Here is a 14,387-nt window from a genome sequence, read left to right as displayed (position 1 = left end):
GGGTGTATACCCTAGGTTATCGGTGCAAAAACAATGGGATAGAGTGGCGCATGCCGCAAGTCCGCCTGCTCGGCCGGGACGGCGCCAAAAGCCGTTTGAATCGCCGCGCAACTTTCGCTGGTATACAAAAATTTCCACTTTGGGGCGTCGCATGCTTTCCCTGAATTCCCATCCGTCCGGCCGGCACTTCCTGCAAATCCCGGGGCCGACCAACGTGCCCGACCGCGTCTTGCGCGCCATTGACCAGCCCACCATCGACCATCGCGGGCCGGAATTCGGCGCGCTGGGCCGCGCCGTGCTGGAAGGCGCCAAGCACGTCTTCCAGACGCAAGCGCCCGTGGTGATTTTTCCGTCTTCGGGTACCGGTGCGTGGGAAGCGGCGCTGGTCAACACCTTGTCGCCCGGCGATCGCGTGCTGATGGTGGAAACCGGGCACTTCGCCAGCCTGTGGAAGAAGCTGGCCGGCCGCCTGGGCCTGGACGTGGATTACATCGAAGGCGACTGGCGCCATCCCGTGGACGCCGCCGTGATCGGCGCGCGGCTGGCCGAAGACACGCAGCACCGCATCAAGGCCGTGTGCGTGGTGCATAACGAAACGTCTACCGGCGTCACCAGCAACATCGCCGCCGTGCGCGCCGCGATCGACCGCGCGGCGCATCCCGCGCTGTTGATGGTGGACACAATTTCTTCGCTGGGTTCCATCGACTACCGCCACGACGAATGGGGCGTTGACGTCACCGTTGCCGGTTCGCAAAAAGGCTTGATGCTGCCGCCGGGCCTGGCGTTCAACGCCGTCAGCGCGCGTGCGCTGGCCGCGGCCGACACGGCCAAGCTGCCGCGTTCCTACTGGGACTGGCGCGAAATGCTGACGGCAAACGCCAAAGGCTATTTCCCCTACACGCCGTCCACGAACCTGCTGTATGGCCTGCACGAAGCGCTGGCCATGCTGCAAGCCGAAGGCCTGCCGCGCGTGTTCGCGCGCCATGAACGCCACGCTCGCGCGACGCGTCTGGCGGTCGCCGGCTGGGGGCTGGAGCTGCTGAGCCTGGACGCATCCGCGCACAGCCCCGCGCTGACGGCGGTGCTGCTGCCCGAAGGCCATAGCGCCGACGCGCTGCGCAAGGTCATTCTTGACCGCTTCGATATGTCGCTGGGGCAGGGCCTGGGCAAGCTTACCGACCGCATTTTCCGCATCGGCCACCTGGGCCACTTCAATGACCTGACGCTGTGCGGCACGCTGGCCGGCGTCGAAATGGGGCTGGCGGCAGCGGGCGTGCCGCACCGCACGGGCGGCTTGCAGGCCGCCATGGAATTCTTGGCGCGCACGCCTGAAGGCGCTGCGGCCTGACACACCACACAACATAAGGGAAACCATGAACACGCTTATGCAGCAGGCGATCCAGTTCGCCAACGACCATGAATCCACCTGGGACCGCAGCGTCAAGGGCAACTTCGGCGTACACCTGAACGACCCGCCGCCCTGGAACAAGCTGCTCGGCCCCATCCACGACCGCGGCCCGGTGTCGGGCGTGGTGGTGGTGGACGGCAAGACGGTGGCGGAATGGGGCGAGCCCGAGCGCGCCGACCTGACCTTCAGCGTGGCCAAGCTGTACCTGGCGATTCTGGCGGGCGTGGCGCATGACCGTGGCCTGTTGCCCGACGTGGATGAACCCGTCGGCAAGCGCGTGCCGGGCATCGGCTTTGATGAAGGCCAGAACGCCGACATCACGTGGCGCCATCTGTTGCAGCAGACGAGCGAATGGGAAGGCGAACGCTTTGGTGTGTCAGACCAGGCCGACCGCTATCGCGCCGTGACCTTCGGCGTGCCGCCCGATGGCAAGAAGGGCGACGCGCGCCCCTTGCAACGCCCCGGCACGTACTGGGAATACAACGACGTGCGCATCAACCAGCTGTCGTACGCGTTGCTGCATCTGTTTCGCAAGCCCTTGCCCGACGTCTTCCGCGAAGCCGTCACGCGCCCCATCGGCGCCAGCGAAGATTGGCAATGGGTGGGGTATGACACCGCCTGGGTCGAGATCGACGGCCAGCGCATGCCGTCCGTGCCCGGCGGTTCGCACTGGGGCGGCGGCATGTCGATCAGCGCGCGCGACCAGGCGCTGATTGGCCAGATGCTGCTGAACGACGGCCAGGCCAACGGCAAGCAGATCCTGTCGCGCGAATGGATTCAAGCGATGCGCACGCCTTGCGCCATCGCGCCGTATTACGGCTACCTGATCTGGCTGAACCACGAAGGCCGCGTGTTCCCCAGCGTGCCGGCGTCCAGCTTCTTCGGCGTGGGCGCGGGCAGCTCGTTCACGTGGGTGGAACCCGAACGCAAGATGGTCGTGATCGTGCGCTGGCTGAATTCCGCGCATGCAGACGCGCTGTTCGGAAAAATCCTTGCGGCAGTCGACGCGCCAGAGGCGTAACATTCCGACCTTGCCACCCGAACAAGGAATCAAGCCATGAATACCCGCCGACTGGGAACCAGCAATCTGCGCGTCTCGCCGCTATGCCTGGGCACCATGATGTTTGGAGAACAGACGCCGGATGACGAGGCCGCACGCATTGTTGCGTCGGCGCGCGATCATGGCGTCAATTTCATTGATACGGCCGACGTCTACAACGAAGGCCGTTCGGAAGAAGTGGTGGGCAAGCTGCTGCAAGGCCAGCGCCACGACTGGGTGCTGGCCAGCAAGATCGGTAACGTCGTGGGCAAGGGCCCGAACCAGTCGCATTACTCGCGCCAATGGCTGATGCGCGGCGTGGAGCAAAGCCTCACGCGCATGGGTACGGATTTCATGGACATCCTGTACCTGCACCGCGACTATCACGAAGAAAATCTGGAAGAAGCGCTGTGGGCGCTGGGCGACTTGATCCGCGCGGGCAAGCTGCGCAGCTTTGGTTTGTCGAACTTTCGTGGCTGGCGCATCGCGGAAGTGATGCGACTGTGCGAAAAGATGGGCGTGCCGCAGCCGGTGGTGTGCCAGCCGTACTACAACATGCTGAATCGCGGCCCCGAGGTGGAAATTCTGCCGGCCTGCAAGCATTACGGCCTGGGCGTGGTGCCTTATAGCCCCATCGCGCGCGGCGTGTTGACGGGCAAGTATCTGCCGGGCCAGGCGCCCGCATCCGATACGCGCGCCGGCCGTGGCGACCGCCGCATGCTGGCCACCGAGTTCCGTGAAGAGTCGTTGCAGATTGCGCAGCAGCTGGTGCAGCACAGCGCCGCGCGCGGCGTGCAGCCGGGGCATTTCGCGACCGCTTGGGTGCTGGCCAATCCGGTCATCACCGGCGTCATCGCTGGCCCGCGCACCTTGGCGCAGATGGACGATTACTACGCGGCGCTAGAGGTGAAGATCACGCCGGAAGACGAAGCCATCGTTGACGGCTGGGTCACACCGGGCCATGCGTCCACGCACGGCTACAACGACCCCAACTATCCGTTCTTCGGGCGGCCCGTCGCGTCGGCCTGATCGCCAGGCCGCCACGCGCAATCGCCACCCGCGCCGCGCAGTCGCAACCTGCGCCGCGCAATCGCCACCCGCGCCGGGCAATCGCAACTCGCGCCGCTTGCCTCTACGCCGGGGCGCGCGCCGGTTCGGTGGCGATGCCGTGCAGCATCATCTGTTCCACCACCGACGCAATGCCCAGCCGGGCCACGCGCCCGCGCCGTTCGGCGTCCACCATGCTGGTCAGCACGCCGAACAACATCTCGGTTAGCGCCGCCGCCGTCATATCGACGCGGAAGGCACCTTCGCGCTGCCCGCGCAAAAAGAACGCGTCCAACGATTCCTGGTAGCCCGACCAGCTGTTCATGATGTCGGGCTGCTGCTCGTTGTCGGGCTTCCAGTTGTACATAAGGAAGGCCGTCAATTCCTTGTGCGCCAGATTCTGATTGATCAGGTTGCGTAGCGCTTCGCGCGGCGGGGCGGAGTCCAGATGCGAGTCCGCCAGCGCCTTCTTCATGACGTGCGCGCAATGCTTGGTGAGGCGCAGGACCAGTTGGTCCCGCGTCTGACAGAAGCGATACAGCGTTGCCTTGCTGACGCCCACGGCCTTGGCCAGTTCCTGCAAGGTCGCGCGCGGCTGATCCACCATCGCCAACGCCAACGCCACTAAAAAGCGTTCGTGCCCCGCCTCGTCAGACATTGCCTGCCCCTTTCCGTATGTGTGTGGAATCCCCGTTTGGCGGGTATTGGAGCATGTGCGATTCACTTTGTACAAACTTTCGTGATTTTGACAAGTAAAGACTTGTGAAGCCGCTTTGTTGAACTTCACAAAATCAAATGAATCATTATTGATTCAAATCAATCATTAAGGTAGCATCGCCCACTTGGTAAATGACGGTGCCGCGGGGCGCAAGGTTACAAAAATGAAAACTCACATGAAGCGGCGCTTGCCCTTGACGGCATTGTTGGCGGCACTGGTGTTGGCCGGTTGCGGCGGTGACAAGTCCGAGCCGCCCCAGGCGCAAACGCCGCGCCCGGTGCAGGTGCTGGCGGTGCAACCCGAGCGCTTCACGATGACCAGCGCGTTGCCGGGGCGTGTTGAACCCGTGCGGGTGGCGGAAGTGCGCGCCCGCGTGGCGGGCATCGTGCTCAGCCGCAATTTCGAAGAAGGCGCTGACGTGAAGGCGGGCGACGTGCTGTTCAGAATCGACCCCGCGCCGTTCAAGGCCGCGTTGTCGCGCGCGCAGGGCGAACTGGCCAAGGCCGATGCCGCCGTGTCGGACGCGCAGGCGATCCTGAAGCGCTACACGCCGCTGGTGAAGATCGAAGCCGTCAGCCAGCAGGATTTCGATACCGCTGCCACCACGCTGAAAAGCGCCCAAGCCGCGCGCCGTTCGGCGCAGGCTGATGTGGAAACCGCGCAGCTGAACCTGGACTACGCCACGGTCAAGGCGCCGATTTCTGGCCGCATCGGCCGGGCGCAAGTGACCGAAGGCGCGCTGGTGGGTCAGAACGAAGCCACCGTGATGGCGAAGATTCAGCAACTGGACCCGATCTACGTAGACTTCAACCAGCCCGTGGCCGACATGCTGCGCATGCGCGCCGCCTTGCAAGACGGCAGCCTCGCGCAGGGCGAAGGCGCCAGCATCTCTCTCACCATCGACGGCACCGACGAAAAGCGCAGCGGCAAGCTGCTGTTCTCGGACATCGCGGTGGACCGGACCACCGGCCAGGTGTCGGTGCGCGGCGAGTTCGCCAACCCCGACGTGCTGCTGTTGCCAGGCATGTATGTGCGAGTGCAGACGCAGCAAGGCGTGGACGCCAACGCCATCCTGGTGCCGCAACGCGCGGTCACGCGCAGTACGGATGGCAAGCCGCAAGTGATGCTGGTGGGCAAGGACGACGTGGTGGAATCGCGTGCGGTGCAGACCGGCGCGATGCGCGGTTCTGACTGGCACATCGTTGACGGCCTGGCCGCAGGCGACCGCGTCATCGTGGGCGGCGTATCGGCCGCCGTGCCGGGCCAGAAAGTCAGCGTGGCGCCCGCCGAGCAAGCCCGCGTTGCCGCCTCTGGCGAGGCTCCCGCCCGTGCCACGAACTAATCGGCCGCCCGCGCAACGCGTGCAGCCCTAAAGGTAGATCATGTCCAAGTTTTTCATTGGCCGCCCCAATTTTGCGTGGGTGGTGGCCATCTTCATTTCGCTGGCCGGCTTGCTGGCGATTCCGTCGCTGCCGGTGTCGCAGTTTCCCGTCGTGGCCCCTCCGCAAGTGACGATTGCCGCCACCTACCCGGGCGCGTCCGCGTCCGTGCTGGTGGACTCGGTAACGAGCGTCATCGAAGAGGAGCTGAACGGCGCGAAGAACATGCTGTACTACGAGTCGTCCAGCAGCTCGAGCGGCAGCGCTGAAATCACCGTCACGTTCGAGCCGGGCATGGACCCGGACCTGGCGCAGGTCGACGTGCAGAACCGCATCAAGAAAGCGGAAGCGCGCCTGCCGTCAGCGGTGACGCAGCAGGGCCTGCAAGTGGAGCAGGCCAGTTCCAACTTCCTGATGATCTACGCCCTGACGTACAAGGGCGACGACGCGCACAAGGACGTGGTGGGCTTGTCCGACTACGCCGCGCGCCACATCAACAACGAAATCCGCCGCGTCAACGGCGTGGGCAAGGTGCAGTTCTTCGGCGCCGAAGCCGCCATGCGCGTGTGGATCGACCCGCAGAAACTGCTGGGCGTGGGCCTGTCGGTGGCCGACGTCAACGCGGCCATCGCCGCGCAAAACGTGCAGGTGCCGGCCGGCAGTTTCGGCAGCCGCCCGGGTTCGCCCGAGCAAGAGCTGACGGCAACGCTCGCGGTGAAGGGCATGTTGGACACGCCGGAAGAATTCGGCAACATCGTCCTGCGCGCGAACGCCGATGGCTCAACCGTTCATTTGTCGGACGTGGCGCGGCTGGAAGTTGGCCGCCAAAGCTATGACTTCGAAACCCGCTTGAACGGCAAGAAGTCGGTGGGCGCGGCCGTGCAGCTGGCGCCCGGCGCCAACGCCATCGACACGGTCAAGGCCGTGAAGGCGCGCTTGCAGGAATTGTCGGCGTCGTTCCCTGAAGACGTGGAATTCTCGGTGCCGTTCGACACGTCGACCTTTGTCAGCGTGGCGATCACGAAGGTGGTGCACACGCTGCTGGAAGCGATGGTGCTGGTGTTCCTGGTGATGTTCCTGTTCTTGCAGAACTTCCGCTACACGCTGATCCCGACGATCGTCGTGCCGGTCTGCCTGCTGGGCACGTTTGCCGTGATGTCCGTGCTGGGCTTCTCGGTGAACATGATGACGATGTTCGGCATGGTGCTGGCCATTGGCATTCTGGTGGACGACGCCATCGTGGTCGTCGAAAACGTTGAACGCATCATGGCCGAAGAGGGCTTGTCCCCGCGCGAGGCCACCATCAAGGCGATGGATCAGGTGTCGGGCGCCATCGTCGGCATCACGCTGGTGTTGTCGGCCGTGTTCCTGCCGCTGGCCTTCATGAGCGGCTCGGTGGGCGTTATTTACCAGCAGTTCTCGTTGTCGCTGGCCGTGTCGATTCTGTTCTCGGGCTTTCTGGCGCTGACCTTCACGCCGGCCTTGTGCGCGACGTTCTTGAAGCCCATTCCGAAGGGCCATCACGATGAAAAGAAAGGCTTCTTTGGATGGTTCAACCGTGTCTTCAACCGCCTGACCGGCCGCTTTGAAGCGCTGAACACTCGGCTCGTGAAGCGCACTGGCCGCTATATGGTGATCTACGTCGCCATCGTGGCGGTGCTGGGCGTGCTGTATGTGCGCGTGCCGGAGTCGTTTGTGCCGGCCGAAGACCAGGGCTATGTGATTGTTGACGTGCAGCTGCCCCCGGGCGCCACGTACACCCGCACCGACAAGGTCGTGGCGGATGTCGAGCAGCACTTGATGTCGTTGGACGCCATGGGCGACGCGTTTACCGTGATGGGCTTCAGCTTTTCGGGCACGGGCCAGAACGCGGGCATCGCGTTCCCCACGCTGAAGGACTGGTCCGAGCGCGGCAAGGGCGAAGCGGCCTCCGACGTGGCCGATGGCGTCAACGCGCGCTTTGCGGCGATTGAAGACGGTTCGATCATGGCCGTGAACCCGCCGCCGATCGACGGCCTGGGTAACTCCGGCGGCTTCGCGCTGCGCTTGCAAGACCGGGGTGGTTTGGGACGCGCGGCGCTGACCGAGGCGCGCAACCAGTTGCTGGCCAAGGCCAACAGCTCGCCCGTTATCGCTTACGCGATGATGGAAGGCCTGGCGGATGCGCCGCAGTTGCGCCTGGACATCGACCGTCAAAAGGCCGAGGCGCTGGGCGTGGGCTTTGACACCATCAGCACCGCGATCTCGTCGGCCTATGGTTCCGCCACGGTCAACGACTTTGCCAACGCTGGGCGCTTGCAGCGCGTGGTGGTGCAGGCCGACGTGCGCGACCGCATGACGCCCGAGAGCATTCTGATGCTGAACGTGCCGAACAAGTCGGGAGGCATGGTGCCGCTGTCCGCATTCGTGAAGACGGATTGGGAGACCGGCCCGGTGCAGATCTCGCGCTACAACGGCTACCCGGCGTTCAAGATTGCGGGCGACGCGATGCCGGGGCACAGCACGGGCGAGGCCATGGCTGTGATTGAAAAGATTGTGTCTGAACTGCCCAACGGCATTGGCTATGAATGGACCGGCTTGTCCTATCAGGAAAAATTTGCCGGAGCACAGGCGCCGATGTTGTTTGCGCTGGCGTTCCTGGTGGTGTTCCTGCTGATGGTCGCGTTGTATGAAAGCTGGGCGATTCCTGCGTCCGTGATGCTGATCGTGCCGATTGGCGCGCTGGGTTCCGTGTTGGCGGTGACGGTGCTGGGCATGTCGAACGACGTGTACTTCAAGGTGGGCCTGATCACCATCATCGGCTTGGCGGCCAAGAACGCCATCCTGATCGTGGAGTTTGCCAAGAGCCTGCGCGAGCAGGGCCATTCCCTGGCTGACGCGGCGATTCAGGCGGCCAAGCTGCGCTTTCGCCCCATTGTGATGACGTCGCTGGCGTTCATCCTGGGCGTCGTGCCGTTGGCGCTGGCCAGCGGTGCGGGGGCGGCCAGCCAGCGCGCACTGGGCGTAGGCGTGATCGGCGGCATGCTGAGCGCCACCTTGCTGGGCGTGATTTTTGTGCCCATCTTCTTTGTCTGGGTCTTGTCGCTGCTGCCCAAGAAGCGCAGCGAGCCGGCGCCGGACGCCTTGCCTGCCCCGCGCACGGCCGAGGAGTGAGAGTCATGATGCAAATGAATTTTCCCCGGAGCCTGGGGGCTCTGATTCTGACGGCGGCGCTGGCCGGATGCTCGATGGCGCCGGTTTACCAACGGCCCGATGCGCCCATTCCCACGCAGTTCGGCCAGCCGGACGCGTCGGCTCCATCGACCGCCGGCACGCTGGATTGGCAAGCCTTCGTTACCGACGAGCCGCTGCGCCAACTGGTGACGCTGGCGCTGGACAACAACCGCGACCTGCGCCAAGCGGTGCTGAACATCGAAGCGGCGCGCGCGCAGTACCGCATCGAACGCGCCGACCGCCTGCCGGGCATCAATGCGCAAGGCACGGGCACGCGCCAACGGGTGCCGGGCGATTTGAACAGCACCGGAAGCGCCGGCGTTCAGAGCAGCTATCAGGCGGGCATTGGCCTGACGTCCTTCGAGATCGATCTTTTCGGCCGCGTGCGCAGCTTGTCTGACGCCGCGTTGCAGGAATATTTCGCCACCGAGGAAACGGCGCACAGCACGCGTATCAGCCTGGTGGCCGAAGTGATTCAGGCCTATCTGACCCGCGACAGCGCCCAGCGCCGGATGCTGGTAACCGAGCAGACGCTGGCCAGCCGCGAGGCGTCGCTGGAACTGATCGTGAAACGGCGTCAGGCCGGCACCGCCACGGCGCTGGACTACCAGGAAGCGCTGGGCTTGACGGAACAGGCGCGCGCTGAACGCGAACGCATGGACCGCGAGGTCCGCCAGGCGGGCAATGCGCTGGGCCTGCTGGTGGGCGTGAATGACCTGAGCCCGTACTTGCCGAAGCAACTGGCGACGTCACCCGTGCTGGTGCAAGAACTTGCCGCGGGCGCGCCATCGGAATTGCTGGAGCGCCGGCCAGACATTCTTGCAGCCGAGCATCAGCTGCAATCGCGCAACGCCAGCATCGGCGCGGCGCGCGCGGCGTTCTTTCCCAGCATCACGCTGACGGGGCTGTTTGGATCTTCCAGCGCCGACCTGTCGAATCTGTTCGATGGCGGCCAGCGCGCGTGGTCGTTCACGCCGCAGATCACGCTGCCGATTTTCTCGGGCGGACGCAACGTGGCCAACCTGGATCTGGCGACCGTGCGCCGCGACATTGCGGTGGCGAAGTACGAGCAGACGATCCAGACTGCGTTCAAGGAAGTGGCCGATGCGTTGGCGGCCACCGACACCTTGCGCCGCGAAGAGGCCTCGCGCCTGGCGTTGGCCCAGTCCAGTCAGGAAGCGATGCGCTTGTCCGAAGCCCGCTATCGCGGCGGCGTGGATAGCCACTTGCGTTATCTGGACGCGCAGCGCAGCGCGTTTACGGATCAGCTGACCTACATCGAAGTCAGCACCCAGCGCCAGATCGCGTTGGCGACCTTGTTCAAGGCGCTGGGCGGTGGGTGGACGGGCGCCCAGCCGCCCGTCGCACAAGCCGACTGACACAGGCGGATCGGGGTTACGCCTTGCGCAGCCCTGGGCGCGCCAGCGGCGCCGAAGACTGCACGACCGGGTCTTCGGCGGGCTTGCCGCGCCCGATCAGCCATGCGCACCACGCCGATACCGCGCCGGCAAACAACACGTACAGGCAGATCAGCCACGGCTGCCCGCCGCCCGTTTTCAACAGCGCAGTCGCGATGATGGGCGTGATGCCGGACGCAAAGATGCCCGAGAACTGATAGACGAACGAAATGCCCGTGTAGCGCACCTTGGCGTCAAACAGCTCGCAGAACAGCGCGGCCTCGGGTCCGTACACGGCGGCGTAGAAGATGCCGAAGGGAATGATGATGGCCAGCCAGATCAGCATCACGCTGCCCTGGCTGTTCAGCATCAGCCAGAAGCCGGGAAACGACGCCAGCGCCGTGATGAGCGAACCCCAGAAGTACACGCGGGTGCGGCCGATGCGGTCGGATAGCCGGCCAAAGAACGGAATGAAAAAGCACATCACCAAGGCGGCCGCCATCACGCCCGTCAGCGCTTCTGTGCGGGTGATTTGCACGGTCTGCGTCAGGTACGAAATCGAGAACACGCCGAACACATTGAAGAACACGCCGTCGATGTAGCGCGCGCCCATGCCCTTGAAAACATTGCCCGGATAACGCTTGAGCATGTCGAAAAACGGAATGCGGCTTTCGGCGTTATTGGCTTTGACGGCGGTGAACTCCGGTGTTTCCTTGATGTTCAGCCGGATGTACATGCCAACCAGCACCATGGCTGCAGAGGCCAGGAACGCCACGCGCCAGCCCCAGGCCATGAACTGCTCATCCGTCAGCAAGGTGGACAGCAGCGCCACCGTGCCGGACGCCAGGCACAGGCCAATCGCCAGCCCGATCTGCGGCAGCGACGCGTAAAACCCCTTTTTGCCGGGCGGCGCGTATTCGTAGGCCATCAGCACCGCGCCGCCCCATTCACCGCCCAGCCCGATGCCCTGGAATACGCGCAGCAGCAATAGCAGGATAGGCGCCCAGACGCCGATGCTGTCGTAAGTGGGCACCAGCCCGATCAGGAACGTGGACACGCCCATGATCATCAGCGTCATCACCAACATGCTTTTTCGGCCGATGCGGTCACCGAAGTGGCCGAAGATCAGCCCGCCCAAGGGGCGCGTCACAAAGCCCACCGCGAAGGTGGTGTAGGCCAGCATGGTGGAGACGAGCGGGTCGCCGGTGGGGAAGTACAGCTTGTTGAACACGATGCCGGCCACGACACCGTAGAGGAAGAAGTCGTACCACTCGATGGTGGCGCCGATGAGTGACGCCGTGACGACTTTGCGTACCGCGGCTTCATTTTGCTTGGGCATTGCAGTCTCCTTTGGTGGGGCGGGGCATTCTGCGTTGCCGCGCGCCTTACTGGCTTAGGGGTTTCGGGATGGGATGCGTCCTGGGGAGTGGGGAGTGGGTAATGAATGGGGTAATGGGTAATGGGTAATACGCTCAGGCGGCGACCAAATCCGCCTGCCGCTGCGCCTGTTTGAAGTCTTCCAGCATGAAGTCGGCCGCGCGTTCGGCCAGCATCACCACCGGCACATTGGTATTGCCCGAGACGAGCGTGGGCATGATGGAGCAGTCCACCACGCGCAGTCCGGCCACGCCATGCACGCGCAGGCGTTCGTCTACGACGGCCATTGGATCGCTGCGCGGACCCATCTTGGCGGTGCCGGACGGGTGGAAGATGGTGGCCCCGTACTCACGGCAGAAGTGCAGAATCTCGTCGTCGGTGCGCACGTCAGGGCCTGGGCGGAATTCCCGCTTCATCAGGCCCGCCAGCGGTTCGGTGGCGGCAACTTGCCGCGCATAGCGCACGGCGGCTACCGTCATGCGCCGGTCCAATTCCGTGGACAAGTAATTGGGCTGCATGGCGGGCGCAGCAAAGGGGTCGGTGCTGCGCAGGCGGACGTGGCCGCGTGACGTTGGGCGCAACTGGCAGACCGAATACGTGCAGCCCGAAAATGGGTGCACCTTGCCGCCCGCCATGTCGGCCGACAGCGTGGCAAAGTGAAACTGCGTGTCGGGCGTGCGGCTGGCGGGGTCGACACGGCAGAACAGGCCACCTTGGTTGATGCCCACCGCCAGCGGCCCGCTGCGAAACAGCAGCCATTGCAGCCCCATGGCGACGCGGCCGTGCAAACTGCGCAGTTGGTCGTTGGTGGTGATGGGCTGGGTGGTCTCGTAGATCAGCCGGATCTGCAAATGGTCTTGCAGGTTTTCACCGACACCGGGCAGGTCGCGCACAACAGGAATGCCGAATTCGTGCAGCAGCTTGGCAGGCCCCACGCCGGACAGCTGCAACAGCTGCGGCGATTGCAGCGCGCCCGCACACAGCACCACTTCACGGCGCGCGCGCAGCGTGCGGATGTGTCCGCCTTGCCGGTAACGCACGCCGCAGGCGCGGCCGCCTTCGAACAGAATGGCCATGGTGTGCGCATCGGTTTCCACGCGCAGGTTGGGCCGGTCTTCGGCGGGGCGCAGGTAGGCGACGGCGGTGGAGCAGCGGCGGCCATTGCGCGTCGTCAGCTGGTAATAGCCCACGCCTTCCTGCTCGCCCGTGTTGAAGTCCCGTAAGTGCGGCACCCCCAGCGTGCCGGCTGCGGCGATCAGCGCTTCGACCAGCGGATGTGGCGTTTTGATGGAGGTCGCGTTCAAGGGGCCGCTGAGACCGCGCGTGGGCCCTGCGCCCAAGTCATTGTTTTCCAGCTTGCGGAAGTAGGGCAGGCAGTCGTCCCAGCGCCAGCCGGGGTTGCCGGCATCGGCCCAGGCGTCGTAGTCGCTGCGTTGGCCGCGAATATAGATGAGCCCGTTGATGGCGCTGGACCCGCCCAGCGTGCGCCCGCGCGGCCAGTAGATGCGGCGGCCGAGCATGTTGGGGTCGGGGTCGGTGTAGTAGCCCCAGTTCACCACTTTGTGGAACATGGTCTTGCCGTAGCCGATGGGGATGTGTATCCACGGATACGTGTCCCGGGGGCCGGCTTCGAGCAGGCAGACGGCGTGCGTGCCGTCGGCGCTTAGCCGGTTGGCCATCACGCATCCGGCCGAGCCGGCGCCCACCACGATGACATCCACGGTATCGGACATATCGCCTTGTCTCCCTGTTGTCGCCCGGGCGGGAAACCCGGGCGGTACGGCGCGTTTTCCCTGCTTGCCGCAGCGAGGCGCACTTATATACTGGGTCGGTCCCGCCGGCTTGGCGCGGTGTGCCAAGTGGCCGGGATCTGTGGCGATTCTAGGAAGCAGGCGCGTAGAACAAAGCACAACACGCGTGGGGGCAGACAAATGGAACGGAACATGCAACTTCGGTTTCAAAATCGCAGTGCAGCATCGACGGGGACCGCTGAGCCGCCGGAACCCGCCGCCCAACAGCAAGAGGCCGCGCGGTCGTTACGCGCGCTGATCGTGTTGGAGCACCTGGCGCGCGCGCAGCATCCGCCCACCTTGGCGCAACTGGCGCAACGGCTGGACATGCCCAAGACCACCTTGATGCGTTTGTTGGCCGCGATGCAGCGCGCGGGTTTTGTGGCGGCCACCCCCACCGAGCACGGCTTTGTGCCGGGGCCGCAAGCCACCTCGCTGGCGCTGGCGACGTTGCGCGCGTCGGCATTCACGCGCGCCTGCCGAGCGGTGCTGGCGCAACTGGTGGGCACCTTGGGTGAAACCTGCAACCTGACGGCGCCCGACGGCGATCGCGTGGTCTATATGGAACGCGTGGAAACGTCAGAGCCCTTGCGTCTGTTCTTTTCCGTAGGCAGCCACGTGCCGATGCACTGCACGGCCAGCGGAAAGCTGTTTCTGGCGTCGATGAGCCGGCTGGAACGCGGCCGCGTGCTGGCGCGGTTACCGCTCACGCGCAACACGCCGCGCACCTTGACGGACCCGGCGCAGTTGGAAGAAGAGTTGGAACGCCTGGCCGCGCGCGGCATCGGAATCGACAACGAAGAGTTCGTGCGCGGCATGAGCGCGGTGGCGGTGCCCGTAAGAGACGGCGAAGACCGCGTGGTGGCCGCCGTGGCCTGCCATGCGCCGACCGCGCGCGTGATGCTGGACGATCTGCTGCGCGCCGTGCCGGTGATGCAACGCGCAGCGCAATCGCTGCATGATGTGCTGGCCTTGCATCGGCCGGGGGGGTGATGCAAGACGAGGGCGGGTCATAGCCA

The 14,387-nt window shown here is 64.8% G+C and carries 10 protein-coding genes; 7 read left to right on the top strand and 3 right to left on the bottom strand.

Annotated features, from left to right (window positions below; all coding sequences use genetic code 11):
• Nucleotides 1-151: 151 nt before the first annotated feature.
• From AC1DB0_RS01395 to AC1DB0_RS01385, 3 genes are read left to right on the top strand one after another with little or no spacing between them, the layout of a single operon-like run.
• On the top strand, nucleotides 152-1,348 hold the full coding sequence (locus AC1DB0_RS01395; protein WP_054421557.1) for a pyridoxal-phosphate-dependent aminotransferase family protein: 1,197 nt from the start codon (nucleotides 152-154) through the stop codon (nucleotides 1,346-1,348).
• Nucleotides 1,349-1,373: 25 nt separating this feature from the next.
• Nucleotides 1,374-2,429: a serine hydrolase domain-containing protein gene (locus AC1DB0_RS01390; RefSeq protein WP_441370971.1), complete on the top strand. Its 1,056-nt coding sequence runs from the start codon at nucleotides 1,374-1,376 to the stop codon at nucleotides 2,427-2,429.
• Nucleotides 2,430-2,465: 36 nt separating this feature from the next.
• On the top strand, nucleotides 2,466-3,476 hold the full coding sequence (locus tag AC1DB0_RS01385) for an aldo/keto reductase (protein ID WP_054421561.1): 1,011 nt from the start codon (nucleotides 2,466-2,468) through the stop codon (nucleotides 3,474-3,476).
• A 103-nt stretch (nucleotides 3,477-3,579) separates the two neighbouring features.
• Here AC1DB0_RS01385 and AC1DB0_RS01380 read toward each other — a convergent pair whose 3' ends face one another.
• A complete protein-coding gene (locus tag AC1DB0_RS01380; protein WP_054421564.1) occupies nucleotides 3,580-4,152 on the bottom strand; it encodes a TetR/AcrR family transcriptional regulator in 573 nt (190 codons plus the stop codon).
• A 223-nt stretch (nucleotides 4,153-4,375) separates the two neighbouring features.
• On the opposite strand from AC1DB0_RS01380, the gene AC1DB0_RS01375 reads away from it, so the two are divergent.
• Genes AC1DB0_RS01375 through AC1DB0_RS01365 form a run of 3 tightly spaced genes read left to right on the top strand, consistent with a single transcriptional unit; the run spans nucleotide 4,376 to nucleotide 10,183 of the window.
• Nucleotides 4,376-5,554 (top strand): efflux RND transporter periplasmic adaptor subunit, encoded by a 1,179-nt coding sequence (locus AC1DB0_RS01375; protein WP_054421565.1) that lies wholly within the window; start codon nucleotides 4,376-4,378, stop codon nucleotides 5,552-5,554.
• A gap of 40 nt (nucleotides 5,555-5,594) precedes the next feature.
• Nucleotides 5,595-8,744, top strand: a complete 3,150-nt coding sequence (locus tag AC1DB0_RS01370) for an efflux RND transporter permease subunit (RefSeq protein WP_054421566.1) — start codon at nucleotides 5,595-5,597, stop codon at nucleotides 8,742-8,744.
• A 5-nt stretch (nucleotides 8,745-8,749) separates the two neighbouring features.
• A complete protein-coding gene (locus AC1DB0_RS01365) occupies nucleotides 8,750-10,183 on the top strand; it encodes an efflux transporter outer membrane subunit (protein WP_476756767.1) in 1,434 nt (477 codons plus the stop codon).
• A gap of 16 nt (nucleotides 10,184-10,199) precedes the next feature.
• Here the strand turns inward: AC1DB0_RS01365 and AC1DB0_RS01360 are convergent, their stop codons facing one another.
• Entirely contained in the window at nucleotides 10,200-11,540 is a 1,341-nt protein-coding gene (locus AC1DB0_RS01360; RefSeq protein ID WP_054421568.1) for an MFS transporter, read from the bottom strand.
• Between the two features lie 133 nt (nucleotides 11,541-11,673).
• Nucleotides 11,674-13,311 (bottom strand): GMC family oxidoreductase, encoded by a 1,638-nt coding sequence (locus AC1DB0_RS01355; RefSeq protein WP_476756768.1) that lies wholly within the window; start codon nucleotides 13,309-13,311, stop codon nucleotides 11,674-11,676.
• A gap of 198 nt (nucleotides 13,312-13,509) precedes the next feature.
• Between AC1DB0_RS01355 and AC1DB0_RS01350 the strand changes: the two genes are divergently transcribed.
• Complete coding sequence (locus AC1DB0_RS01350) at nucleotides 13,510-14,361, top strand: IclR family transcriptional regulator (RefSeq protein ID WP_342066016.1); 852 nt, start codon at nucleotides 13,510-13,512, stop codon at nucleotides 14,359-14,361.
• Nucleotides 14,362-14,387: the final 26 nt, after the last annotated feature.

Source organism: Achromobacter sp. 10T422, assembly GCF_056394065.1.
The sequence above is the reverse complement of the archived record's forward strand: the minus strand, read 5'-3'. Positions and strand labels throughout refer to the sequence as shown.